Consider the following 24,040-nt stretch of genomic DNA (forward strand, 5'->3'; position numbering starts at 1 on the left):
AATAAACCGCCCCATGGATTGCCTCCGCGCCGATTGCTGAAAGCATACCATCTCTCGGAAAACAGAGGGAGTTTTCACACAGCCTCCGGACAAAGCGGACGCTACCAACACGGTTTCGCTCGACAGGCTGCTGCACCAGATTGCGACACACTATCCGCTAGTCCCCCTCAAGAACATTGCCCATGAAGGTGCGTGCCGTAGATAAGGGGTTCATAAAAAGTCTTGGAGCAGCTCTATGAAACTTCGATCCGCCGATTGGGAAAAAGCTTATGAAGCGGCGCTTCCAGTCTTTCAGGAAGCAATACACGCTTTGCTGACCAATAGCGAAACCCGAGAGATTTTTGCGGCCCGCAAGGAAGGAGATTACCTAAACAATGTCGTCTCCCCAGAGGAGTGGCGTATCTGCGTTTCAAAGGCTGATTTAGCTGACAGCCTGAATTATGCAAAGACGGGTTGGACCAAATCCGTTGGTGATTGGCTTACTATTCCGGTGGTCGCAATCGCCCGTCGAGCCTTTGTCAGAGGTAACCAATTTATCGACGATGCTTGGAGCCAAGTTGTGTTGAAAGATGCGATTATTCCAAGGTCAGTCTTCGACGATCCGGAAGATGTTCACTCGGTGCTAATCGGCTTCTTTCTGCACAAACCTCGGCATTTATCGACGCTTATTGCCCCTTGGACAGCGTATGCGTCCTCATTGGAGTTTACTGAAAATGCAAAGAATTTCGACGAGGAGGGTTTTGATGACGAGGAAGCTCTGAGTGCGGCTGAAGATGCTTCGTATCCGCATTTCGTCCACTATGGGGTCGTTGCAGGATTTGAGAATCTAGCCCTTATTCCACATTTGATGGCTGCCAGAAATGTAGATGTCACCAATCCTCAATCAATTCGTTCGTCAATTGCCGCAACAAAATACTGGCGCGAAAGGTTTGCTGAGTATCAGTAACAGATGCACTTCCCAAAAGTCTCTGGAACGAGTTGCCTGACTTAACGGAGGCTCTCAATGCCTTGAGACGAAATTCTGCCTCTACACAAAACACCTTCCCCACCAGACGCGATTTCAGAACACGTATCCTCATGGTCTCAATACGCTGAATCGACAGAGACATGGTGTTTCGAAAACACTATTTTGTCGGGCAGCCAAGATCGCTTCACACCAAAAATCCTCTTTCGATCAGGATGAACTCGTCTATTGTCTCTTTACAGGGATTTCACCGGTAGAGACTCAACTTGAAGTTGCAAAAATTTTTATCTGGCTTCGTAAACTACCAAGCCAACCAGTTCAGAAAATCAAAAGAACAGGCTGATCATCCTCATCATCAAGCACCTGTACATGCCTCGTTAGATCCTTCGGAAGGGGATGGGTCTAAACCACTGGGATGGCTGGGTGGTGACGCGATTATCCCTCAGCTGAAAGCAAAGGCTCCGACATCTCCGTCCAACCGGTTTCACCTTTGTGAAATCGATTGTTCAAAGCTTCCTGCCGAAGTTTGGGGTGGGCTGGGGCCACGTTCCGGTAGTTTGGTATTCTTTCTCACTTTAGACAGTAAAATCAGGGCTGAGGCCGTACTAGTCGATGATCCATCAGCACCTACGCCCGTACCAGCCCATAGTCGGGAAAACGTGTCATCATACTACTTGGAGCAATCCAGGTATCCTGAGTTCATGCCAGCTTTACCCTCCTGGCCAATACAACGGAATGTGAGCCATCAAAGCGCAGTAGAAACCGACGAAAATGCCCCCAAATATGCGCGTAACCTGTTTTCGGGTCTTCCGCTGGCTGACCCGCGCCTCAAGCCGCATACGCTTGATCAACTGAAGCTGCTGGTTGAGGTCGCATATCGCCAGCTGAGAGGCAGGCATGAAGTGGAGACGGCGACGTTAGAAAACGCACGTAGCGCCGAGGATGAGATTGCCGACCGAAAGTCAACTGTCGCGAAACAGATTGCTGAGTATGAGCGGCTGATAACCTATTTTTCGGAACGCTATAGCAAAGAGACCTTCACGGAACTCAGCTGGGCTAAGGCATATGACGAACTGAAGCTACTTTTTAAGCTGGCTGTGGATGAAAAACTTTTTCGCAGTGAACCTCTGATACGCGTGTTGGGCATGCAAGACTGTCTAAGCCTCGCTGACGCCTCACACAGTTTTTCCGACAGCGAACACAAAAGAGAGGAATGCGCGAAGTTTAAAGAACTTACCTTGCGAACTATCAGAAAAATTGAAGAGCAATTCAATGATGTGCCTGTCACCAAACAGGGCTGTATTAACTATGCAGGCTATCGGAAATATCGCGCTGATCACCCAGAGGAATGGGAGGACGCCGCCAGGAAAGTTCGTCTGGTTCAGGAAGAATACACGCGCCTTTGCTTTGACCTATTTGAAGGCGCTCTCAAACGATATAATGCCGAAGGGTATTGCTCTAACGCGTCGTCTATTTGCCATCACGTGGGCAAAGGGAAGCCGCCATCTTCACTGGAAGATGCTCTGGAGAATTTGACAAAGTACTTGGAGATGGCTCGTCGGTCTTTGGTGGAATTTGACGACGTCGCCGGTCGCAAAGCAAAACTGGCCGAAATTCAATCTGGAGTGGACGGGTTGAGGGGCAAACTTGAGCACATCACGCAACTTAAAGAGCAACTGGAAGACGCCTCGACGCAAGACTTTCAAAAAGGAATCTGGACCGAAGTGCCGTCATGGATGGATGGGCTGGTCGAGGGCAGGATGCTATCCAGAGGTCATTTCGACGATTACGTCACAATACGCAATCTGATGATGCAACAGATTTACAGGGAAACCCCCATTAGCATTGATCCACAGACCAGGGCGCTGCTTTTCGAGCAATGGAAAGAACAGTCGCGAGTTGAACCTGTTCAGATTGGTGGGAAGCCAAATGGGTGGTGCCACACCTTTATCGAAAACCTACCCAGATCAGTTATGTTGATCCAGCTTCCATCTGGTTTGCTGTCAGGCTTCTTGTTTGGAGACGCACATAACCTGGTTATCTCGATTGATCGAAAACGTCTGACCAAAAACGATTTCAGTCGGTTGTGGGTGGATATTTCAAACTAGTGCTTTGACGTAAAGCCCGGGTCCGGTTTCTAATAGCTGCTCCCGTTCGCACATAATGTGAGTCGAACCCGATGATTGAAGGATGGCTGCATATCCGCGTCGGGATGTAGCATCAGGCTGCCGCGAAAGTGCGGTTTCGGATTGGGCGTATTCTGAGCCAGCGATTGACCGATCTGGCGACGCCGCTGCACAGCTGCAATCTGTTTGCCGCACATGCGAGGAAATGCTGCGCTGGCACAAATCGAAGGTGCGCAAGGTCACTTTGTCCGCATCTCGGAAACCACAAACTCCAGTTTTAGATGTCCGATCAAGGCTGCGACTTGCCGTCAACGCGTCTTGCAGAGAGCCACGACATTAATCCCATACGTGAAACGTTCGTTGAACGGCACCTGCATTCACAGCATTCCCTTCGCCGCGACGTAGATAGAAATGAGTCCGTGGTGCAGCGGAAATGCGGCCTCTGATGCGGGGATCAACGCGGTTCGGATCGTTTGTAACGGGGTCGCAAACTGGCTAGCCGTTCGACTCAATGCCTTTTGCAGTGCTGAACATTTTTTCGGCAACTGAATCGTGATGCGGCTACGCTCAATATCCTCTGTTATTGGATAACAACTCACATTGGCACTAAGGTTCGGGATGGGATGTCGATTTATCAACGACGACGAACTCTACTTCGGCTCTTAAAAAAGTAGAAAGGTGTTTTTATGAAGCGGAGCGTCTTGGTATCGGCTGCGTTTTTGCTGGCGGGATGCGTTTCAACCGTGACACCTCCATCGGCACCTATCCCAAATCCCGGTCGCACGAGTGCACAGGTCAGTTCTCAGCAGGCACAAGTGAGATTTCGGCAGGTCGCCTCTCGAATTGAGCCCGTTGCAGAGCGAGAATGTCGCCGCCAAACTCGAGGAGTGAATTGCGATTTTTTGATCCGCATTGATCCAAACAAAAAGGCACCCTCAAACGCGTATCAGAGTTTGAGCAAGTCGGGACGCCCAGTTATCACAATGACCCAAGCGTTGACGCGGCATGTGAGCAATACCGATGAACTTGCATTTGTTATGGCGCATGAAGCCGCGCACCACATACAAGGGCATTTGGCGCGACGTGCCCAAAACGCGGCGGCAGGCGCAGTGCTCTTGGCGGGTCTGGCAACAATAGCGGGGACTGGGCCAAATGACATTGCCGCAGCACAAGATCTTGGAGCCTTTGTTGGCGGGCGCAGCTATTCAAAGAACTTTGAATTGGAAGCTGATCGACTAGGCACGGTAATAGCCTACAAAGCCGGCTATGATCCACTCAAAGGTGCGCTGTACTTTGCGCGAGTTCCTGATCCTGGTGATCGGTTTCTAGGGACACATCCGCCCAACGCTCAAAGATACTACGCGGTGCAAGATACTATGGCCCGGATTAGTCGATGACCAATTTGAATTTATGCTTTGCTATTGTGTTCTCGGCTCTGCAGATCTGAGTGACAAATGTTCGCTAAGGACCGAACTGTTGACCTCCGAACTAAAAATGCGGATGTCCCCCAGTAAGGGCCGGCGCCACGATTGCGCCGCCGGGAAACTGTTTTGCCGATTGGCGATCAAATGGACTGCCGACCAGAATTTATTGCTGTCGTTTTTGGCCTGGTCCGCCGGCAGGATCGCCTGGATCACGTCCCAGTGCTCGACAATCTTGCCGTCCTCAAAACGGAACAGATCGTAAAAAGACCGAATGTTTGTTCATGAACTGACCCTCGTAGGCTGCGAAGACAAAGTTACCTTCTGCCACGATCATGTGGGCATCGCTGTAGGTCATGCTGTCAGCAGCCGTCGCTTCTGTTGTAGAAGGCGCATTCTCGGCTTTGCGAATTCCTGAGCAGCGTATTGCTGGCGAAACTTGGGTTCGTAGCAAGGCAGAGGTTTTGAACATGGGCAAGCCCGTGGATCCGTATCTGCGCATGTTTGCTCCAGGGTCCCGGATGATCCGCGTCGTGTTCGGAGAAACCCCTGGCGGCGCATTGTTAGGGAATGAGCGCATTATCCATGTGACCCCAGTAGAAATCCAGACACACGACATCGACGAAGACGCGATCCTAGTTGCCTGGATGGACCCGGAGAATGAATTCAATGCTGTTCTGGACCTTGAGCGGTGTGACACAGATTTGCGTTGATTGTTTTGGACCGAATTGTTCGGCGACAAATACACTCAGATGGTGGGTTTGTCCCGGATTGTGTGATTGATCGCGGTTGCAAAGAATGTGCAGTCTTGATTCTCAAAAAGTCGAAGTACTGAATGACCAAATTGGCAACGCGAGCATCGACATCGCTTTGTGTCTACCGCATGTGAACACGTGCTGCGACAGCGCTCTCTGAAATTCAAAAGTCTAGAAGGTCCGCGAGTCGCATGTTGATGATTTAACTGATGCTGCGTTGTCGATGAATGTCGACAATGTGGGCTGCGACCGCAGCAGTCGGATTGGCTGGTGAATGTCTCTTTTGGGCCAGTCAGTCTTGATAGTTATTTAGCCGAGCTGCAGAAGCTGAAGCCGCCCATATTATCAAGCTCCAAATGGTCTTGGGTTTTAGCACTTCTAAGATTGGTCATTCTGTTTCTGACGACCGAGCCCACAAATTGATATCTTCTTCCGAACTGATTGCATCGATCCTTGCCAACTCTTCATCACTGAAGGCGAGGTTATCGACTACGCCTGCGCAATCTACGATCTGACCGGGCCGGGACGCACCAATAAGCGCGGTCGTTACGCGTCCGCCTCTTAACACCCAGGCCAGGGCCATTTGCGCCAGAGTTTGCCCGCGCTCCTCAGCCATGTCGTTCAGAGCACGCACACTTGCCAGAGATCGCTCGTTGATCATGCCATCAAGTAGCGACTTCCCTTGTGTAGCACGGCTGCCATCCGGAATATCGCGCAGGTATTTTGACGTTAGAACGCCTTGTGCCAGCGGCGTGAACGCAATCGATCCCACCCCAAGATCGTTCAGGGTATCGAGCAAACCGTCCCGCTCCACCCAACGGTTGAGCAGATTGTAAGAAGGCTGGTGAATCAGGCAAGGTGTACCAAGGTCGTTGAGAATCTTCACCGCCTCGCGTGTGCGTTGGGAGTTGTAGCTCGAGATACCTGCGTAGAGCGCGCGACCCGACCGTACGATATGATCCAACGCGCCCATCGTCTCTTCGAGCGGGGTGTCGGGGTCAAATCGGTGGGAATAAAAGATGTCAACGTAATCAAGCCCCATGCGCGCGAGTGATTGGTCACAGGACGCGATCATGTACTTGCGCGACCCCCATTCTCCGTAGGGTCCCGGCCACATGTCGTAGCCTGCTTTGGAGGAAATGATCAATTCATCCCTGCAGCCTGCGAAATCAGTTCTTAGGATTTCGCCAAATGCCTCTTCTGCCGATCCGGGTGGTGGACCGTAGTTGTTCGCCAGATCAAAATGAGTGATCCCATGGTCGAACGCGGTCCGACACATTGCTCGCTTGTTTTCGTGCGTCGAGTCCGCACCGAAATTATGCCACAGGCCCAAGCTGACAACAGGAAGCTTAATACCCGACCGCCCACATCGCCGATAAACCATTCGCTCATAGCGGTTCGGCTCCGGGGTGTAAGGAATGGGTTTTGGCTTTGGCGGTCGTTGAGCTTTGGTCATGCGCACATAATCAATGGAATGTTGGGCCTGTCAAACGGATCAACTCCGGTAAGATCGACACGAGTTTCTGCGCGTCCTAGATGGGTGCTTATGGTTAGTCGTACTCCAGCACCAAAATCTTACGGTTTGATCGGTTGCATTCGGTACCGTCGCATAGACGCAGCGAAAGTCCGCAAAGCGGGCTGCATTCGCAGCATCAATATGGCGGGTTGGATGTCTCCTTTGGGCCGCGAGAAACAGCAAACCGTCACCCAAAAAAGTTGGAACTAAGTTCTATCTCCAGCAACTGATCTGCAGCTCAGGATCTATTCTCATTTCTAATAGGAGAATTTTTTGGGATGCCTTCCAGTGTCAAACGTCTATCTTGTTTCTGGTCCAACTGTGACGGTTGGGTCAGGTTCGTGTGACGTTCAACAATCACTGTGGAACGTCACTGATCTTTGACTCAATCGACGGCCAAAACCTCAATAAATCGGTAAATCGCGTCATTCAATTCCGACCCAAACGTCAAGCATTTCTGACCCAGAACGTATACGGTTAGTGTCTCAAATAAGCCCTAGCCACGGGGTCCTATTCTGTTGAGACGTGGGAGGGTAGTGCCCAAGGTGTTTCCAAAACGCGTTTCTTAGCCGCCGAACCCCGCCGCCTCGGGAAGCCACGTGGACAAAGGTGGGATTGCAAAGACGAGGATCAGGCCCAGTAGCATTAGCGCAGCATAGGGCAAGGCCCCGCGAATGACCTCCGACAAAGGGGCTTTCGCAATACCTTTGATAACGAAGAGGTTCATCCCGACAGGAGGTGTGATCAGCGCGAGTTCGAGGTTGATCATTAGCAGGATGCCGTACCATATCGGGTCGATCCCCAATGCCAGCATGACAGGAAAAACGATTGGCGTCGTAATCAGGATGATCGATATGGTCTCCAAAAACATGCCCAGTACCAGAATGAGCAGCATAACGGCTACAACGAACATGGCGGGGCTGAGGCCGATTGCCGTCACTTGTTCGACGATCTCGATGGGCAGGCGAATGATGGTTACGGCGTGACCAAACAGCGCCGCAGCAGCGAGGATCATGAACAGCATCGCCGTTGTGCGCACTGTCTCAAACGCGGTCACCCAAAGGTCGTGCAGACCAAAATTGTGGTAAACCACTACGCTGATGAACAGAGCATATAGGCAGCCAATAGAAGCGGCTTCAGTGGCCGTAAATATTCCGAGGTAGATCCCGCCCAATACCACCGGTGGCATCAACAAGGCCCAGATCGATTGCCTCATACGTGCCCAGATGACGCCCATGCCTGCAAATGGTTGGGAAACTACTGCGCCCCCAAACCCGGCGCTGACCATCGCCCAAATCGCGAAAATGATAGCCATCATGATACCGGGCACCAAGCCGGCCAGGAAAAGAGCTCCGATCGAAGCCTCGGTTACGATGGCATAGAGAATAAGAGGTCCAGAGGGAGGGATTAAAATCCCGAGCGTACCGCCCGCTGCAATCACACCGTAGGAATAGCTCGGGCTGTAGTTGAAGCGCTTCATCTGCGGGATGGCCGCCGACCCAATAGTAAGCGCCGTGGCAACAGACGAACCGGAAATGGCTGCGAAAATGGTGCAGGAGAGGATCGTGGCGACCCCAAGACCACCACGCAAATGGCCGACTATCGCATTTGCTGCATCGTAAAGATCCTTAACCACGCCAGCACGGATCATCACGTGCGCCATGAAGGCAAACATCGGTATGGCCGTCAAAAGGCCGTTGTTCAGTTTGGCAAAAACCGTATCGGCCGCGCTGTTCACGTTGCCTTCTGTCAGCATCATTATGATCAGCGACGTCAGCCCAAGCCCGGCAAAGATTGGCATCCCGGTGAGCAAGAGGACAATCAGCCCGGCCAAAATCAAAAACGTCATCATAGTCGGCGAACCGTCAGAAGCGTAAATATGCGAGCAAGCGCCGCAAGGATCAGAATGATCATGCCGATAAGTAGAAAGCCTTGCGGAATCCACATCTGGACGCTCAGATATCCATCTGAATAGATGCCGAAATCGTATGAGAACTGCACCATAATCACCGCGCTGTAGAGAATAGCCGCAGCGACCAGGATCACACCTATCATCCCCCAAATCTCGACCAACCATTGAGTTCGAGGACCAGCACGCTCAGTCAGCAGGTCGACCCCGAAATGTTCGCCGCGCAAAAGGACCTCTCCCGCTCCGAGGGCAACCATTGCCACGACGATAAAGCCGTTGAGTTCATCGGAAAAAGTGATCGGTGTGCCAAGGATATAGCGCATGAAGACGCTGTAGCTCACGACCCCGAATACGACGAGCACCAGCAACGCGGCGATACCTGCCCCAGATAGCGTAACCAGACGCACCGCGCGCTCCACCCCTGAAACCGGCAAGGCCTCAGAGGTGTCAATTTCATGATCCTGCTTCATGTCAGTTCGAAATTTGACCGACCAGCTCAAGCAGTTTGACGCCGTCCTCACCGGTTGCATCGCCAAACGATTTGTCGAAAGCCGGTACCATTAACTCTTTCCAGGCAGCTTCTTCCTCAGGCGTCTGGAAATGCACCTTCATGCCATTGTCAGCCAGCTGCTCGGGTGCAGCGGCAGATGCTTCTTCGGACGCGGCAACTGCCCATTCTGCCGCTTTGGCTCCCGCCTCGGCTATTGCGGCCTTCTGTGCATCCGTCAGACCATCATACCAAGCCGGGTTAAGGTAGCCGTGGAAGAATACACTAAACAGCGGGACCACCGTCACGTGGTCCTGGACTTCAAAATATTTGCGCGAATAGGCGGCGGCGATATCAGTCATGCCCGCATCGATCACTCCAGTTGAGAGCGCTTCGTACACTTTCGAGCCAGACATCGCTGAAGGCGCGGCCCCCATTGCGACAAGCCCCTCATCCGCCACCGGGTTCAGGCCCCTTATCTTCACACCTTCGAAATCTTCCGGATTGACCAGCGGCGATCCCTTCGACGTCAACGCTGTCATCCGTGTTGTGAACAGCCAGACCGCGTTCTGCACACCTTTTTCAAGCAGCTTCTGATCCAGAAACGCAGCCGCTTCGCTATCCGGCCAAGCGGCAAGCGTCTCCGGATCAGTGACGGCATAAGGCTTCAGTGTCACGTTCATGATCGGCAGGGTTTTACCCCATTGCGGGTTGATCGAGAACGCGCATTCAATGTTGCCTTTGGCCACCGATGCAATGTTCTCACGCGCGCCTACAAGGCTGTTGGCACCAAAGATTTGAACGTCGATTTCTCCGTTCGACAGGGTCTCAATCTCTTCGGCCCATTGGTCGATGACCTTTGCGATATGGTGCGCAGGTGGCAACTGGTGGCTGCAGCGCATCTCGGTTGCCTCGGCATAGGCCGCGCTGCCTACCGAAGTTGCGGCCAATAGCGCGGCCGCTGCAGTTCTGAAAATGTTCATGTTCTCCTCCACTTTATTATCTTGTTGTTTAATCGGCGCGCCAGCTGATCTGGCGCGGTGTTCCGGAGCGTGGCAATGCACCGAAGAGTTGTTCGTCAGGCATTTCAGACGCGGCGACCTCTCGCACAGACATCAGCTTTTCCAAGTCGATGCCGGTTGCAAAACCTTTGCGTTCACAGAGATATACAAGGTCCTCGAATACCACGTTCCCTGTTGCGCCTGGGGCAAAGGGGCAGCCCCCGAGCCCCGCCAGCGAGCCATCGATCACCCGGATGCCAGCGTCGAGGGCGGCAGACGCATTGGCGATCCCCATTCCCCTTGTGTCGTGCAGGTGAATGCTCAGCGCAACGTCGCCCAGTTCGTTTTTCACACGTTCAACAAGGTCTTGCACCTGATCTGGACCCGCAAATCCGACTGTGTCTGCAAGACCGATCATGTCCACACCCGCCTCCGCGCATGCGGCCGCGATGCGCACCACATCGTCCGGGTCGACTTTGCCAGCAATCGAGCAACCGAACGCCATGGCGATGCCGACCTGTACCAAAGGTGAGGTTTCTGAGCCTCTTGCCAGTTCAACGGTTTTACCAACCAGAGCAATTGCTTCCTCACGTGTACGACGTGTGTTTGCCTGGCTATGTTCCTCGGTCGCCGAGACCACTGTGACGATTTCGCCGACCGGAGTTTGAACCGCGTCCGTCGCGCCGCGATCATTCAAGGCAAGCGCTGCCGAATGGACGTTAAGGCTGCGGCAAATGTCGATGATGTCCCGAACATCAGCGAATTGCGGCATAGCTCTTGCCGGAAGGAAAGAGCCAATCTCAAAGTGCCGAACACCCGCGTCACTTTCACGGCGCAACCATTCGGCCTTCGCTGCCGTTGAGGGATATCGTTGGACCATCTGCAGACCGTCGCGCAATCCGACTTCCCGCAATACGACCCTATCGGGTGGGTATATTTCTGACAGGCGAGTCACGTTGAATTCCTATCCGCCGCGCCACTTGCAGCCGATATTTCCGAAGGTGACAGGCCAAGCTCTGAAAGCACGGTGTCAGTGTCATCGCCGACATCTGCGACATCGAGTGAAACCGGATGTGGAATCCCGCCATCAACTTCGATGGGCAAACCCGGAGCCCGGAACACCTGCCCACCAGCGTCGTGTGAGAGTTGCAGACCGCCGGGGCGCAGGACATGTGGATCCTGATACATATCGGCAGGACGATTGATAGGCGAAAAGGGAATGCCCGAAGCTTCAAATACCTCGATCAGTTCAGGAAAATCGCGTTTGCCGATTGCTTCTGCAAAAAGGGGAAGTGTCCAGTTCCGCGCTTCGATCTGGTCCATCTTTGTCTGAAGCCGGTTATCCTCCAGCAAATGCTCTAAGCTGATTGCTTTGCACAATATTTGCCAATGGCCCTCAGTGACAGCACCCACAAAGATCTGACGATTGTCCCGCGTGTCGAAGATGTCGTAGACCGGCCAGGAAAATTCCCGCTCGGGCATAGGGGCCGGTTCGTGTCCGTCCAGATCGAATTGCACCATGTGTTGCATGACAAGCATCAGGCAATTCTCGAACAGGCCAATGCGTATCGTCCGACCCTCTCCGGATTCTTGCCGCTCCAACAACGCGCCGAGAACTGCAAGAGCGCCGAAGACCCCACCCATGATGTCATTTGCAGAAGAGCCAATGCGCAAGGGACGACCCGTTGGGCCAGTCATATAGGCCATTCCGGTCATCATCTGAACGACCTCGTCCATTGCCGTTCGGTCCTGATAGGGGCCATGCAGGAAACCCTTGCAGGATGCGATGATCAAATTGGGGTACTTACCTCGCAACGCGGAGGGCGCAAATCCCATCTTGGCAAGTGACTGGTCGCGGAAGTTCTCAACGAAAACATCGGCGGTTGCCAGAAGCTGATCCAGCGCCGACGTGCCGGCCTCGGACTTTAGATCTAAGGTAATTGAACGCTTGCCGCGATTGAAACTTGGGAAGAACCCCCGCCCCATTCCGGTCAGGTGCCGGGTTTTGTCCCCCGCAGGGGGCTCAACCTTGATCACGTCAGCACCAAGATAGGCAAGGACCTGGCCGCAACTTGGCCCCATAATCATGTGGGTCATTTCAACGACGCGGATGCCCCGCAAAGGCCTGAAATCGTCTGACACCATGTATGCTCCGGTTGGACTTGCGTTAACCAAAGCTACCCGATCGGTATGCTTTGCAAAATTTCAATGTTAATAAGGCTGCTTTCTGATATTGAGAAAGCATGGACAGCAGGCAACTCCGATACTTTGCTGCGATCTTTGAGGAAGGCGCGTTGGCTCGTGCTGCTGATCGGGAAAGGGTCGCTGTGTCTGCATTAAGCAGGCATCTGTCCAATCTCGAAGCCGAACTTGGTACGCAGCTATTTGAGAGATTGCCAAGGGGCGTGCGGCCGACAGCATCTGGTGCTCGATTATATGAACACGCGCGTGCGATCCTGCGATCCATGCAAGCCGCCAGCACCGATATCCGAGAAACTGAGAATGAGGTCGCGGGTGAGATTTCGGTTGGCTTTGCGCATTCGGCTGTCAAAGCTATTGGCGTGCCCCTGGTACAGCGTGTTTCACAAGACTATCCGAACCTACGCCTGCATCTTTCTGAGATCTTTTCCGGGGCTACCGCCCAACAGCTTGCGTCTTCGGAGGTCGATTTGACCCTAACCTACAACCAACTTCCTGACGCGCGTTTCAGGTTCCAACCGGTCTTGGAAGAGGAGTTGGTTCTGGTGGGTCGGCCAGATGTTATCGGTGGAACCGATGCAATCAGCTTTGAGGCACTGCTGGACTTACCGTTGATAATTCTTCGCCAAGGCCTGTACACCCGAGCTGTGATGGAAGACCCTTCCCTACTCAGGCGGATCGAAGAGAACGCGCAGTTCCAAATAAACTCGATCTCCGCGATCAGCGGATCCCTTCTGTCTGGCATCGGTTGCATCGTGGGCACCGAGTTTATCCTGAAAGAACACATTGACGCGGGCACATTGACGACGCGTCCGATAATCAAGCCAAAACTCAATCGCACGCTCTATATCGGAGACTTGAGTGATCGTCCGGCGACTTTTGCCTTTGAAGCCGTGCGTCAACTTTGTATTGAACTGACGGTGGAAGCGGTGGAAGCGCCGCTATGGAAAGCGACGCTAACGAGTTAGTCGCATGAAATCGTGATGGGCCGCCCGCGAGAGCGGCCCGTTAACGTTAGATCTCTATCGCTTCGGCGATTGCTAGGGCATCCTCGAGTTCGACGCCGAGATACCGGACTGTACTGTCCATCTTAGTATGGCCAAGCAGAAGCTGAACAGCGCGTAGGTTTCCGGTCTTCTTGTAGATCTGAGTGACCTTGGTTCTCCTCATTGAATGGGTGCCATAGGCGCTCGCCTCGAGACCGATCGATGTAACCCAGTCCCGGACGATCCGCGCATATTGCCGGGTCGAGATGTGCAGGCGTTCATGAAATCGGCCGGGCCAAAGGTATTCCGAACCGACCATCAGCTCATCTTCCATCCACTTCTCAACAGAGGCACGTGTGCCTTCGGAAATCTCAAAGCGCACGGGTTTCTGCGTCTTGCTTTGAAGGACCGAAGCCCGTTCCTTGATCTGACCCGATGACATGACATCGGCGACCTTCATCTTCACCAGATCACAGCCGCGGAGCTTACTGTCGATTGCCATATTGAAGAGCGCAAGATCGCGATGGTTTTCGGCAAGCTCGAGGCGAACTCGGATTGCCCAGACATGTTTTGGTTTCAGCGGTCGCTTCTGGCCGACGATGCGTCCTTTGTTCCAGGCTGGGCGAAGAGCACGAATTGCAGGTAAGTTTGGTGTTTCCATGGTTGATCCTCCGATCCGCCATGCCCGCCCACAACGACAACCCGACGTTGACTGGAAAATTTTATCACAGCATGCCGCGCTGCCTCCGAGGTCCGCGAAGAGCCCAATGTACTCCTGGACAGAATAGACTAGGCCGCCAACAGAACCTTCTTCATAAACCAACGACGATGCCCCACGGGTTCATTCCCCGGTGCGTTGCTAAGTACTCCGAAATCCGAATAACCAATACGAAGATAGAACGCTCGCGCCTCTTGGTTTGACGTATCTAACCAGGCGCCATGACACCCCAGAGTCTTGGCACGTTGCTCTGCTTTAAGCATCAGCGTCTTGCCGACACCAGTTCCTCTTAGCTCCTCGTGAACCCACAGAAGTTTAACCAAAAACCATCCGTAAGACGTTGAACCTGAAACCCCCGCCAGAAGCCTTCCAGCAGAGTCTCTTTTCGAGAGTACAATAGTGGAATTAATTGATTGGGTACTCAACACGGCGAGCGAAGCAAGCAGGTTTTCTTCTATTTCCTTTGACACGTCGGCATGCGCTGACTTTGGTTCCGTCAACGTCTCTGAGTTGGTCATTGAAAGCTCCTGTCTGCGTAGTCACGGAACCAACAATCTTGGTCAAAACCGGTTTCGGCAAGGTCCACTTTAGTCCCGCAGACTGGGAGTTCGACCATCGCCGAATTTTGCGCTCGCGGCGAAAGCCCGGTTCGGTGAAGCTGCATTGCGGCGTGGCCTGACCCGATAAATGTCTCTTATGGGCCGGCTCTACAGCAACTCGTAACGATCTCTTCATTCGTGCGTTCGCAGTTTCTTTGGATCGTAGATGGGGCTTGCAGCGATGGTTGCTTGCGTGCTCAGGCCGTCGCCTGACACGGCCAGGGTAGTTCCAGCTGTCAGTCCTGGAACAACATGCGCAAGGGCAAGGGATTTTCCCATCCGGTGTGAGTAGCAGGGACTGTTGATCACGCCGACAGTTTGGCCGCCCAGCGAAAGCGTTTCACCACAGGCGACCATGTCGGGGTGATTTATGTCCAGGCACACATTGTCGATCTTTTCCTTTCCCTTCGCAGCCAGGGCAGCCGCTTTGCCGCGATAGTCGGCCTTGGTGCTGCTGATGGTGAACCCAAGGCCGACCTCCCATGGGGTGTTGTCCTCGGTCATGTCATAGCCGTAAAACAAGAGCCCGGCTTCGATCCGCACCTTGTCCAGAGCGGTAAAAGAACAGGGCATAACGCCCTCCTGCACGAGCTTGTCCCAGATATCCGTAATCACTGTTCCATCTGCGAAAATCTCATAACCGCGTTCGCCGGAATAACCCGTGCGTGAGATGCGGCACGGATGGCTAAATAGTTTCGCAGGCGCGTGTTCGAAGTAAGCCAGTTCGGCCAGGTCGATATCCATGTGGGCGTTCAGGATCTCCAAAGAGGCAGGGCCTTGCACCGAAAGGTCATGCAGATCGTCAGTAAAGTCGATCTGAACGTCACGCCCTGCCGCCGAGGCTTCCAGTAGCGCCATAGTGTCGCCGGAGCCGTGCACGATCATCCATTCGTTGCCACCATTGTTCGACACGATCGCATCGTCGGCGATCCCGCCTTTTTCGGTCAGAATGCAGAGGTAGGCAGCCTTGCCCGGTCCTACTTTGGTTAGATCGCGCGTGGTCAGATGGTCCAGCACTGCCTGAGCTTCAGGGCCGCGCACGAGCACTTTCTTCAGGGGGGACATGTCGATCATACCGGCCCGTTCACGGACCGCATCATGCTCATCATTGGGATCTGAGTTATAGGTCCAGGCCGTACCCATGCCGTTCCAGTCCTCCAACCCAGAGCCGAGCGCGGTATGGCGCGATGCAAGGGCGGATGTGCGGCTAAGTTCTTCGGTCATGGGTCTTCCTTTCTAGTACCATTCGTCCGACATGCTTGCCTTGCGTTCGGACACGAAGTCTTCGAGCGCGGTTTGGGTGCCGGGGCTCATTTCTGGCTGTTGATAGTCGTCCAGCATCTGGCGCCACCGCGTCGTAGCGCGTTGGTCTGACGTGAGCGCGCCGTTCTCTGTCCAGGTCTCGAAAGGACCAGCATCCGGGATTTGCGGTTCAAAATTTGCCGATCTGTAGTGGCGCAGCGTGTGACTGGTGGAGAGGAAATTCTCGCCCGGGCCGGTTTCGAGATAGGCATCGCGGCCAAAGGCTTCATCGCCAGTGTCAAAACCCTGCAAAAGTTTCAGCATCGCGCCGCAATGGTCGACGTCCATGATGAACTTCTCGTAGGACATGACCAATCCACCTTCGAGCCAGCCGGCCGCGTGCCAGACCTGATGCGCGCCGGACAGAAGGGTGGACCACATGGCCCCCGTACTGTCCTGCATCGCTTGTCCGTCGGGGGCATTGGACGCAGTGATCTGTCCACCGCCGGAGCGCACCGGAACGCGGAGCCTACGCCCCAGTTGCGACAGCGCCATGGTGACCATGTTCGCCTCTGCCGACCCAAAGGTCAGCGCGCCCGTGCGCAGGTTCATGCTGGAATGAAACGACCCCAAAACCACCGGGCACCCGGGGCGGACAAGCTGTGCTAGGGCGATGCCGACCATGGCTTCGGCCAGCGTTTGAGCTGCCACTGCCGCAGGCGAGAGCGGCCCCATGGCCCCAGCGAAAATCGCCGGAGAGACGCACACGCACTGGTTTGCTTTGGCATAGGTGCGGAGCGCTGAGGACATGGTGTCATCGAACACGAGCGGAGAGTTGACGTTGATATTGGCCTGCATCACCGCGTTGCGGTTCATGAAGTCGTGTCCAAAGACCAGTCGCGCTATGTCGATGCTGTCCTGCGCGCGGTCAGGTGCTGTGACTGACCCCATGAAGGGTTTGGTCGACAGGGTGAGGTGGGCCAACAACATGTCAAGATGCCGCTTGTTCACTGGCACATCCGTTGGCTCGACAACGGTTCCTCCGGAATGATGCAGGGCGGGGGAGCTGTATGTGAGTTTTACGAAGTTCTGGAAATCTTCTAGCGTGGCGTATCGCCTGCCATTGGTCAGATCACTGACAAAAGGCGACCCGTATCCCGGCATCAGGACAATATTGTCTCCGCCGAGGGTCACGGTTCTGGCTGGGTCCCGACTGTGCAGCTTGAACTCGGACGGAGCTGAGGCGCAAGTATTGCGCGCATGTCCGGGCTCAAACCTGACTCGCTCACCATCGACTTGGGCACCGGACGCAGCAAACAATTCGAGCGCCTCATGATCGCCCCGAAATTCGACGCCTATCTTTGTTAGAATCCAATCCGCCTGGTCTTCGATCCTTGTCAAGGCCGCGTCGGTCAGCAATTCGTATGCAGGTATCTTTCGCGCCGAGAACGGAGCGCCTGGAGAGATCGTGTCACCACATGAGGGTCGATCACGACGGGAGCGGCTGCGGCGCACTGCCGGTTTCGAGATGTCCGTGGTGGTGTTCAAAGCACCCAAACGCGAAACTCCGTTTCATTTGTTCCCTGAAATGATTGGCGTTTTTTGCCCGGTTGGAAATCGAAATTTTCTGGCCATCGCGTTCAAAAATTTTGTACTAGTTTGGTATGCGCCGACACTTTCGCCATCATGACCTGCTTAGGTTGTTCGCCGAGATTGCCCGGCATTCCAGTTTCTCAGATGCTGCCGCAGCGCTGAACATGACCAAGGGTGCGATTAGCTATCAGATCAAGACGCTTGAAGCTGATCTGGGGATGGCACTATTCCGCCGCACGACACGCGGCGTTACCCTGACGGATGAAGGGTTGAAGCTTCTGGCGGCTTGCCAGACCCGTTATCAGGAAATCGAAGCTGACATTCTGGAGATGAAGGGGCGCGTATCGCGATCCCTGACCGTCGGAGTGTCGACCTACTTCGCAGCGCGATGGCTATCCCCGCGTCTGATGACTTTTATGCAGCGCCACCCGGACGTGCAGCTGCGCATTCAGCCGATGATCCAGTTTTCTGAGCATGAAATGCAGCATGTTGATCTGGCGATCAGGTGGGGGAATGGAGATTGGGGAGAAGGCGTGGTGACCCCCTTTATGTCATTGCCGCCCTATCCCGTCGGGAACTCTTCTGTGGCGCAAAAGGTTGAGGCGTTGGGAATGGGCGTTGCGATATCACAGCTCACACTGCTCAGAGACCGGGACGACAGCAATGCCTGGTCCGATTGGCTGACCGCCTCAGGTCTGCCCCAGCAGGCGCGTCAAGATGTGTTGATCGTTCCTGACCCCAATGTCCGGGTGCAAGCCGTCATCGACGGGCAGGGCATCGCCTTGATGGATGACCTTGTGTCGGCCGACCTGGAGGCGCAACTGCTATTCCGGTTGTCCGAAATTGAACTGCCCGACTACGGGTACTTTCTGGTCAAGCCGACCGGCACCGTTGCTACGGACGCCGTGGCTGCATTCTCGGCCTGGCTGAGAGCCCAATCCTGACCACATTCGACTTGAACGTCACCGGCTATTTTTTATACACTATATAAATTAAGTCTCAAGGAGACACCAATATGACAACTGGGCACATCATGATGGCAATGAGCCTCGACGGTTTCGTCGCCAGAAAAGACCATTCGCTCGATTGGTTGAATAAACAGTCCGCTGAAAATGAGGACCACGGGTTCGTCGAGTTTATGGACAGCGTGGATACTCTTGTTATGGGGACTGGATCACTGCGGACTGTCCTTGAATTTGGGGAATGGCCATATAAGAAACCCGTCGTGGTACTCAGCCGCTCCATGACGAAACAGGACATACCTGAGCATCTACACGACAGAATTGAGTTCTCCACTGCTAGCCCCGAAGCGTTATGGGGAATCTTTCGCGAGCGCGGTTACAAACGCGTATATGTCGATGGCGGTGCGATCATTCGGTCGTTCCTTCAGGCCGGGTTTGTACAAGATATGAAGATTACGTTGGTTCCTATTCTACTGGGTGATGGCATTCGCATTTTCGGTGAAACGAAGGGCGATGTTGATCTTGAACTGATCTCTGCCACTCCCTTTCCATCGGGTATGGTCGATCTGGTTTACGAAATTAAAAGTGCATGACCAAAGCACCAACTGTCGGGCGACCAAAAAAGTCAGAGGAACGTCTGTCGAAGCAGCTTATCCTGCAAACTGCCCTGCCCATTGTTCAAAAGCAGGGAGCAAATGCGCTTTCGTTTCGGTTACTGGCGGACAAGCTAAAGGTCACGCCCATGGCGATAACGTACCATTCTGGGAGCAAGCGTAAGCTGCTGGCTGACCTGGTTGAAATAGCCTTTGCGAACACACTTCAGGTCATCGTTGACGAAGGAGCAAGCGCGAAAGCGCGGAGCATATTAAGCGCCTACTATCTTCGGGCCTTGCCGAACGCCAACCTGCTGCGCGCAGTTCTGGATGATATCACTCTCATCAGCAACGACCTGTTGGATATCACAGATAAGCTGCGGGCGTGCACGCGGGAACTTGACGATGGCGATGAAAACGATGTGCTTTTGCATCTTCTCATCGACTATACGCATGGCTTTGTCCTCTCCGCGTCCAGCGGCGAAAACAGCCCGTTATCAGTCGACGACTTTTTGCGGGGTATCGATTGGGTGCTGGCGCGTGCGGCAGGAGGCGTACGTGTCAGTTCAAAATGAGACACTCATGTAATAAGGGATATTGACGCGTCTTGCCTGAAGGACTATCTGCGCCAAACGTATGAGGCAGTACGCCTCACACAATGGAGATTTTATGAAAGAGACCCGGGCCTAACGCCCGTTCCTGGCGACCCAAATTCAGGAACATCAACATTGATCGGCATACTCAAGCGCGATGCTGAGTGTGCTGTTTGTTGTACTTTCATAAAACCGAGACATCCCAATGAATATCTCAAAGCACGAGCAACGTGTTTTGCACGAACTCGCCCTTGGCGGGTCCATCCACTACGAACGCCTGGAAAGCGGAAAAGTCCATGACGTCACTTGTTATACGCGTGACGGCTATGTGCTGTCAGACTGCACACTCAGCGTTTTCCAACGGTTGCTGAAAAAGCGCTTCATCCGTTCAAAGAACGGCAACCCTTATCGCGCCTCCGCGTTGGGGATCAAATCCGTGCGCGCCCAAATGAACCAAAGATAGGAAAGAACCATGAACCAAGCAGACATTTACGCAACTATTGAAATCCACCGGCTGGCTTTCGGAAAAGAGGAAGGCGACGATATTGCCCAACTCGCTAAGGGCTTCCTCGAGCACCCCGACACGATATCCATCAGCGCCAAACGCAACGGCAAGATCGTAGGCAACGTGCTGTTTACTCCGTTTAAGTTCGTCGACCACCCAGATGCGAAATGTTACCTGCTGGCACCCTGCGGGGTGCTGCCAGCGTATCAGGGCCTCGGGGTTGGGAAAGAGATCATGGAGGCGAGCATTGAGCATCTCAGTTCCGTTGGCACGGATGCAGTGTTCGTCCTGGGCGTCCCGACATTTTATCCTCGGTATGGATTCGTACCGACGGACAAGCAGACGCCATATCCGGACCTGATGACTGCACCAGAGGCGTGGATGGCGCTTGAGTTGACAGAAGGATCAGTCGAGAAACTGAGTGGCAAGACAAAGGCGATCCCGCAGTTCATGCATTCTCATTGGTGGGACACCTCGCAACACGGGTGAAGTTCGGCCTTGGTTATGACCAAAGAACCAGAACCCGCCATTCAATATCTCAAACTGTGTGGCGGGTTCGCAGCGTAGATGCGGACTCGACCAACTCTAAGCTGTGCGCCAGCAGCGAAAGGCCGGTTTGGTGGTCCAAACCACAGAAATGATTTGCTCGACTGAACGGCGGTTTCGGGCCGTGCATAGCATCGACGCGGAGACAATATGCATCCGTGCACGACCCCGATTGTGTCTTCTGCTTGATCAAATCAGAAGACCTGCTCTAGCATCAAGCTATCATGGCTATTGGTCTTCTCCTCGATATATCGGGTGTACTTTATAACGGCACACAAGTGATTTCTGGTGCCAAGGAAGCAGTGGTTCGGTGCAGAGTGAATGAAATCCCAATCCGCTTTCTTACAAACACCACTCGCAGACCCAAGCGTCTAATCGTCGAGAGGCTTAATCACTTCGGCTTCGCGGTCGAAACAAATGAGGTCATGACGCCTTCTCAGGCCGCGCGTGATTGGTTGAAAGAAAATGGGTACTCGCCACATCTTTTGGTGCACCCAGATCTGACTGAAGATTTCGACAGCGTCGTTTCGGGACAACCTATCGCTGTGGTTGTAGGTGATGCAGGGCCGTTCTTTGACTTCGAAAACCTAAATGCAGCGTTTCGCGATCTTGACCAAGGTGCCCCGTTCTTGGCGCTTGCAGCGAACCGCGTATTTCGTGATGTCGACGGAAAGCTTAGTCTTGATGCCGGAGCTTTCGTCCATGGCCTTGAGTATGCGGCCCAAGTTGAAGCTCAAATCCTGGGAAAGCCATCAACAACGTTTTTCCGTGCTGCTGCAGACAGTATGAAACTGTCGCTCGCAGAAGTCATTTTGATAGGTGATGACGCGGAAAACGACGTCGCTGGCGCGCTGCAAGCAGGTGTCAGCAAGGCAATCCTGGTGCGCACCGGAAAGTATCGCGCTGACGATGAAAAGCGGTATAGCCCACCACCATCCTTTGTGGCGGATGACATTTCCGAGGCAGTTGACTTGGTCATGCAGTTGATTGCGCAATAATTAGGTGGGACCTAGCGCCCTATGAGATATGCGTTGCTTGAGGTCAATTCGCGCCGGATTTTACGCTCACAACGAACGGCAGGTTCGACTAGGCTGCGTGAGGCCTGTCTTGCCACGAAAAATCGCGCACGCACCCGGTAAGTCAATAAACTTTTCAGGCGTTAGTGAGGATTGGCGCACACGTCTATCGATGGCGATCCGATGCAGGGATAGGCAGGACATCCGTGGGTGCCTCGGGCAAGCCCTCTTCAATCTCGGGCGCAGGCGAAATGCGTGTGAACCTGCCACTGATCGAACCCAAAACCAATCCGCGGATGCGCAGTTCCTCTGCGCTGCAGATATACTCGAACTCGTAATGCCGGTCTTGCCCTTCCAGCTTCAAATCGTTGTTGGAGTTGAGCGATCCGACGCTGCGATGGCCGTCTGAAGTTACGAAATCACCATAGCCGCGCGCGACGTCGCGATCTTCGCAGACGTAGAGATTGGGACCGCTGCTGCCCCAATATCCCAAAGCGGCGTTGAGGTTGTAGACGGTCTGCGTGCGAACCCAGTTGGTGCCCTCTCGCGCTATGACGTCAGAGGCAAAGGGCTGATCTGATCGAAAAAGCCCGCCTGGATAAAACGTCCAGACCGGGGGCGGGTGATTCATGTACAAAACTTCGGTCCCGGGGACGGTGGATTCAGTCGGCGGCACCCAGGTTTCGTCGCGCCAGCGCCCTACCAGGCATTCATCAAATGCGGTGGGCAGATTTGAACAGCTTCGCCGGCACGTATCCCCCACGCGGTCCGCGCGGACAGTGTATCTTGATGTATCCTTGTCGACGCCAAAACTGGCCAGAACCAGTTCCATGTCTTCGTCGCAGCGCGTATCAATGATCACTTCACTGTCAATCGGGATCCACGACCCATCCGGGTCGCCGTTCGGCAGGATGTCGGAGAGGAAAATTGTGCCGCCATCCTTGGGCACAAGCCGCCATTGACCCGGTGCCAGGACCAGCGTCGTACGCATCAGTTTGCCCAGAGGCACCTCGATACCCATGGTCTGATCCTCATCAAGCCGGTATCTGGCGCGAGGATTTCGATGACTGGGTGTCAGGGTGCGTCCGTCAGGCAGGCGGATATGGTAGGCGGAATAAAGTTTGGCGAAATCGTACCAGCGTTCGGCCTCCATCAGACGGTTGATTTCTCGTGCATTATCGACGCTGCGTTCGATACCTCGCATGAATGGCAGGATCGCAGGCGGGCCATCCTTGGCCGCCATCCAGGCAAAGAATGGCCATGCGGTGTATTCAAGCTCGGTGAAGTCTTTGTCGTCTGCCCAGAACTCGAACGCCACTAAATCCACCATGGGTGCATTTGGGATCGCAAATTGACCGAACCAATCGGCTGCACCCTCCAGATACCAGTATCGCGGGTCGGGTTCAGTGGCCGTGCCCCGGCCCGCAAAGCTGTCGCCAAGATGTTTGCGCACGATGCAGTGAAAAATTTCATGAGCGACGGTGCGCTGCAAGACAAGCGGATCGTCGGTGAACATATTGGGGCCAATGGCGATGTTGCAGCGCGACCAACTCACGCCCGAGCGATAAAAGGATTCACCGTCAGCTTTTGGATGACGCGTTTTGCTGACGACCAGTTTGACGACCTTGCCAAAATCAATCTCGGATCCCATCAGCTTTGCGGCGACCATCGAGTGGCGGATTGCCTCTGTTATGGCCTCGACACCTGCAGGGCTATCCGGCGCGCCGACTTCGATACCGATTTCTACATGAATGCCGGAGCTTTCGGGATCGTCCTCCCAAATGCGAAAGCTATCTACGACTGGCCAGGCACACATCGATGTTCGGAAATCGAGGAACATCGATTGGTGCGGAAGCACTCTGGGATCGAGTTCTGGAGCACAGGGTTCAAAATCCTGCCCCGCGGCGGACGATGTCATGACCGCAAGGGCGATTGTCGCTGCCTTGATTGGGGTCACGGTGCGCCACATTTGAACGTGGTCTCTCCCATAAAGTCCGAAATGGATTGCAAAAATGTCTGCGCGGCCTCAACGCCTTGCGCTGCCATGATCTGTTGGCTAGTGATCTGGCCGGCAAAAAACTTGGCGACAGTGTCCTGCTGATCCGCTTCGAACATGTCATCGGCCACACCTTGCATACAGTCACAGGTTTCTGCATCCCACGTGCCGCGTGCACTGCAGGCGTCTTCGATTGGGGCTGCGTGTCCGATCGCGGCGAGAAGAGTGAATACTGTCATGATGGCAAGACGGGTCATGTTTGGCTTCTCCTCATTTTTCCAAGACACAGGCAGGCCCGTTGAGCAATTCGGTC

At 54.0% G+C, this 24,040-nt stretch carries 23 protein-coding genes; 11 read left to right on the forward strand and 12 right to left on the reverse strand.

The annotated features are described in order from the left end of the window. The first annotated feature begins 235 nt into the window (after positions 1 to 235). The 4 genes from ACR0LX_RS21850 (at position 236) to ACR0LX_RS21865 (ending at position 5,224) form a co-directional block, all read left to right on the forward strand. Positions 236 to 946: a hypothetical protein gene (locus ACR0LX_RS21850; RefSeq protein WP_480785460.1), complete on the forward strand. Its 711-nt coding sequence runs from the start codon at positions 236 to 238 to the stop codon at positions 944 to 946. Between the two features lie 284 nt (positions 947 to 1,230). Continuing rightward, a complete protein-coding gene (locus tag ACR0LX_RS21855) occupies positions 1,231 to 3,072 on the forward strand; it encodes a hypothetical protein (protein ID WP_480785461.1) in 1,842 nt (613 codons plus the stop codon). A 704-nt stretch (positions 3,073 to 3,776) separates the two neighbouring features. Further along, positions 3,777 to 4,487 carry a M48 family metalloprotease gene (locus tag ACR0LX_RS21860; RefSeq protein WP_480785462.1) on the forward strand — a complete coding sequence of 237 codons (711 nt, stop codon included), beginning with the start codon at positions 3,777 to 3,779 and terminating at the stop codon, positions 4,485 to 4,487. Positions 4,488 to 4,867: 380 nt separating this feature from the next. Continuing rightward, entirely contained in the window at positions 4,868 to 5,224 is a 357-nt protein-coding gene (locus ACR0LX_RS21865) for a hypothetical protein (protein WP_480785463.1), read from the forward strand. 430 nt (positions 5,225 to 5,654) lie between these two features. On the opposite strand, the gene mgrA is transcribed toward ACR0LX_RS21865, so the two are convergent. The 6 genes from mgrA to ACR0LX_RS21895 form a co-directional block, all read right to left on the reverse strand. Next, the gene (gene mgrA / locus ACR0LX_RS21870; RefSeq protein ID WP_480785484.1) at positions 5,655 to 6,686 is read right to left on the reverse strand and encodes an L-glyceraldehyde 3-phosphate reductase; all 1,032 of its coding nucleotides are present in this window, start codon (positions 6,684 to 6,686) and stop codon (positions 5,655 to 5,657) included. A 661-nt stretch (positions 6,687 to 7,347) separates the two neighbouring features. Beyond that, complete coding sequence (locus ACR0LX_RS21875) at positions 7,348 to 8,727, reverse strand: TRAP transporter large permease (protein WP_480785464.1); 1,380 nt, start codon at positions 8,725 to 8,727, stop codon at positions 7,348 to 7,350. Continuing rightward, a complete protein-coding gene (locus ACR0LX_RS21880; protein WP_037320495.1) occupies positions 8,631 to 9,161 on the reverse strand; it encodes a TRAP transporter small permease in 531 nt (176 codons plus the stop codon). The genes ACR0LX_RS21875 and ACR0LX_RS21880 overlap by 97 nt, the downstream gene beginning before the upstream one ends. Position 9,162: 1 nt before the next feature. Beyond that, positions 9,163 to 10,161 carry a TRAP transporter substrate-binding protein DctP gene (gene dctP / locus ACR0LX_RS21885; RefSeq protein WP_480652313.1) on the reverse strand — a complete coding sequence of 333 codons (999 nt, stop codon included), beginning with the start codon at positions 10,159 to 10,161 and terminating at the stop codon, positions 9,163 to 9,165. Between the two features lie 28 nt (positions 10,162 to 10,189). After that, the gene (locus ACR0LX_RS21890; protein WP_480652315.1) at positions 10,190 to 11,134 is read right to left on the reverse strand and encodes a hydroxymethylglutaryl-CoA lyase; all 945 of its coding nucleotides are present in this window, start codon (positions 11,132 to 11,134) and stop codon (positions 10,190 to 10,192) included. Beyond that, positions 11,131 to 12,324: a CaiB/BaiF CoA transferase family protein gene (locus ACR0LX_RS21895; RefSeq protein WP_480785465.1), complete on the reverse strand. Its 1,194-nt coding sequence runs from the start codon at positions 12,322 to 12,324 to the stop codon at positions 11,131 to 11,133. The genes ACR0LX_RS21890 and ACR0LX_RS21895 overlap by 4 nt, the downstream gene beginning before the upstream one ends. Before the next feature lie 98 nt (positions 12,325 to 12,422). Here ACR0LX_RS21895 and ACR0LX_RS21900 point away from each other — a divergent pair, with 98 nt between their 5' ends. Then, positions 12,423 to 13,346: a LysR family transcriptional regulator gene (locus ACR0LX_RS21900; RefSeq protein ID WP_480785466.1), complete on the forward strand. Its 924-nt coding sequence runs from the start codon at positions 12,423 to 12,425 to the stop codon at positions 13,344 to 13,346. 46 nt (positions 13,347 to 13,392) lie between these two features. Here ACR0LX_RS21900 and ACR0LX_RS21905 read toward each other — a convergent pair whose 3' ends face one another. From ACR0LX_RS21905 to ACR0LX_RS21920, 4 genes are all read right to left on the reverse strand, one after another. Next, positions 13,393 to 14,025 carry a tyrosine-type recombinase/integrase gene (locus ACR0LX_RS21905; protein ID WP_480785467.1) on the reverse strand — a complete coding sequence of 211 codons (633 nt, stop codon included), beginning with the start codon at positions 14,023 to 14,025 and terminating at the stop codon, positions 13,393 to 13,395. A gap of 128 nt (positions 14,026 to 14,153) precedes the next feature. Beyond that, on the reverse strand, positions 14,154 to 14,600 hold the full coding sequence (locus ACR0LX_RS21910; RefSeq protein WP_480785468.1) for a GNAT family N-acetyltransferase: 447 nt from the start codon (positions 14,598 to 14,600) through the stop codon (positions 14,154 to 14,156). A gap of 213 nt (positions 14,601 to 14,813) precedes the next feature. Then, positions 14,814 to 15,905: an aminomethyl transferase family protein gene (locus ACR0LX_RS21915; protein WP_480785469.1), complete on the reverse strand. Its 1,092-nt coding sequence runs from the start codon at positions 15,903 to 15,905 to the stop codon at positions 14,814 to 14,816. A gap of 12 nt (positions 15,906 to 15,917) precedes the next feature. Then, the gene (locus ACR0LX_RS21920; RefSeq protein ID WP_480785470.1) at positions 15,918 to 17,480 is read right to left on the reverse strand and encodes a trimethylamine methyltransferase family protein; all 1,563 of its coding nucleotides are present in this window, start codon (positions 17,478 to 17,480) and stop codon (positions 15,918 to 15,920) included. A 107-nt stretch (positions 17,481 to 17,587) separates the two neighbouring features. On the opposite strand from ACR0LX_RS21920, the gene ACR0LX_RS21925 reads away from it, so the two are divergent. The 6 genes from ACR0LX_RS21925 (at position 17,588) to ACR0LX_RS21950 (ending at position 21,713) form a co-directional block, all read left to right on the forward strand. Then, entirely contained in the window at positions 17,588 to 18,460 is an 873-nt protein-coding gene (locus ACR0LX_RS21925) for a LysR substrate-binding domain-containing protein (RefSeq protein ID WP_480785471.1), read from the forward strand. 71 nt (positions 18,461 to 18,531) lie between these two features. Further along, the gene (locus ACR0LX_RS21930; RefSeq protein ID WP_480785472.1) at positions 18,532 to 19,071 is read left to right on the forward strand and encodes a dihydrofolate reductase family protein; all 540 of its coding nucleotides are present in this window, start codon (positions 18,532 to 18,534) and stop codon (positions 19,069 to 19,071) included. Beyond that, the gene (locus tag ACR0LX_RS21935) at positions 19,068 to 19,646 is read left to right on the forward strand and encodes a TetR/AcrR family transcriptional regulator (RefSeq protein ID WP_480785473.1); all 579 of its coding nucleotides are present in this window, start codon (positions 19,068 to 19,070) and stop codon (positions 19,644 to 19,646) included. Before ACR0LX_RS21930 ends, ACR0LX_RS21935 begins: the two co-directional genes overlap by 4 nt. A 223-nt stretch (positions 19,647 to 19,869) precedes the next feature. Then, entirely contained in the window at positions 19,870 to 20,127 is a 258-nt protein-coding gene (locus ACR0LX_RS21940; protein ID WP_480785474.1) for a YjhX family toxin, read from the forward strand. A gap of 9 nt (positions 20,128 to 20,136) precedes the next feature. After that, positions 20,137 to 20,658 carry a GNAT family N-acetyltransferase gene (locus ACR0LX_RS21945; protein ID WP_480785475.1) on the forward strand — a complete coding sequence of 174 codons (522 nt, stop codon included), beginning with the start codon at positions 20,137 to 20,139 and terminating at the stop codon, positions 20,656 to 20,658. A gap of 281 nt (positions 20,659 to 20,939) precedes the next feature. Further along, entirely contained in the window at positions 20,940 to 21,713 is a 774-nt protein-coding gene (locus ACR0LX_RS21950; RefSeq protein ID WP_480785476.1) for a TIGR01458 family HAD-type hydrolase, read from the forward strand. Positions 21,714 to 21,897: 184 nt separating this feature from the next. On the opposite strand, the gene ACR0LX_RS21955 is transcribed toward ACR0LX_RS21950, so the two are convergent. After that, the gene (locus ACR0LX_RS21955) at positions 21,898 to 23,688 is read right to left on the reverse strand and encodes a hypothetical protein (protein ID WP_480785477.1); all 1,791 of its coding nucleotides are present in this window, start codon (positions 23,686 to 23,688) and stop codon (positions 21,898 to 21,900) included. Next, the gene (locus ACR0LX_RS21960) at positions 23,685 to 23,984 is read right to left on the reverse strand and encodes a hypothetical protein (RefSeq protein WP_480785478.1); all 300 of its coding nucleotides are present in this window, start codon (positions 23,982 to 23,984) and stop codon (positions 23,685 to 23,687) included. The genes ACR0LX_RS21955 and ACR0LX_RS21960 overlap by 4 nt, the downstream gene beginning before the upstream one ends. Positions 23,985 to 24,040: the final 56 nt, after the last annotated feature.

It is taken from the genome of Ruegeria sp. CH11 (assembly GCF_056537105.1).

Bases quoted from the DNA above. Each gene is read 5' to 3' on its own strand.
- ACR0LX_RS21860 (WP_480785462.1), top strand. From the start codon at position 3,777: ATGAAGCGGAGCGTCTTGGTATCGGCTGCGTTTTTGCTGGCGGGATGC.
- ACR0LX_RS21910 (WP_480785468.1), bottom strand. From the start codon at position 14,600: ATGACCAACTCAGAGACGTTGACGGAACCAAAGTCAGCGCATGCCGAC.
- ACR0LX_RS21940 (WP_480785474.1), top strand. From the start codon at position 19,870: ATGAATATCTCAAAGCACGAGCAACGTGTTTTGCACGAACTCGCCCTT.
- ACR0LX_RS21915 (WP_480785469.1), bottom strand. From the start codon at position 15,905: ATGACCGAAGAACTTAGCCGCACATCCGCCCTTGCATCGCGCCATACC.
- ACR0LX_RS21850 (WP_480785460.1), top strand. From the start codon at position 236: ATGAAACTTCGATCCGCCGATTGGGAAAAAGCTTATGAAGCGGCGCTT.
- ACR0LX_RS21930 (WP_480785472.1), top strand. From the start codon at position 18,532: ATGACAACTGGGCACATCATGATGGCAATGAGCCTCGACGGTTTCGTC.
- ACR0LX_RS21945 (WP_480785475.1), top strand. From the start codon at position 20,137: ATGAACCAAGCAGACATTTACGCAACTATTGAAATCCACCGGCTGGCT.
- dctP (WP_480652313.1), bottom strand. From the start codon at position 10,161: ATGAACATTTTCAGAACTGCAGCGGCCGCGCTATTGGCCGCAACTTCG.
- ACR0LX_RS21935 (WP_480785473.1), top strand. From the start codon at position 19,068: ATGACCAAAGCACCAACTGTCGGGCGACCAAAAAAGTCAGAGGAACGT.
- ACR0LX_RS21865 (WP_480785463.1), top strand. From the start codon at position 4,868: ATGCTGTCAGCAGCCGTCGCTTCTGTTGTAGAAGGCGCATTCTCGGCT.
- ACR0LX_RS21895 (WP_480785465.1), bottom strand. From the start codon at position 12,324: ATGGTGTCAGACGATTTCAGGCCTTTGCGGGGCATCCGCGTCGTTGAA.
- ACR0LX_RS21880 (WP_037320495.1), bottom strand. From the start codon at position 9,161: ATGAAGCAGGATCATGAAATTGACACCTCTGAGGCCTTGCCGGTTTCA.
- ACR0LX_RS21925 (WP_480785471.1), top strand. From the start codon at position 17,588: ATGCGCCGACACTTTCGCCATCATGACCTGCTTAGGTTGTTCGCCGAG.
- ACR0LX_RS21950 (WP_480785476.1), top strand. From the start codon at position 20,940: ATGGCTATTGGTCTTCTCCTCGATATATCGGGTGTACTTTATAACGGC.
- ACR0LX_RS21900 (WP_480785466.1), top strand. From the start codon at position 12,423: ATGGACAGCAGGCAACTCCGATACTTTGCTGCGATCTTTGAGGAAGGC.
- ACR0LX_RS21960 (WP_480785478.1), bottom strand. From the start codon at position 23,984: ATGACCCGTCTTGCCATCATGACAGTATTCACTCTTCTCGCCGCGATC.
- ACR0LX_RS21905 (WP_480785467.1), bottom strand. From the start codon at position 14,025: ATGGAAACACCAAACTTACCTGCAATTCGTGCTCTTCGCCCAGCCTGG.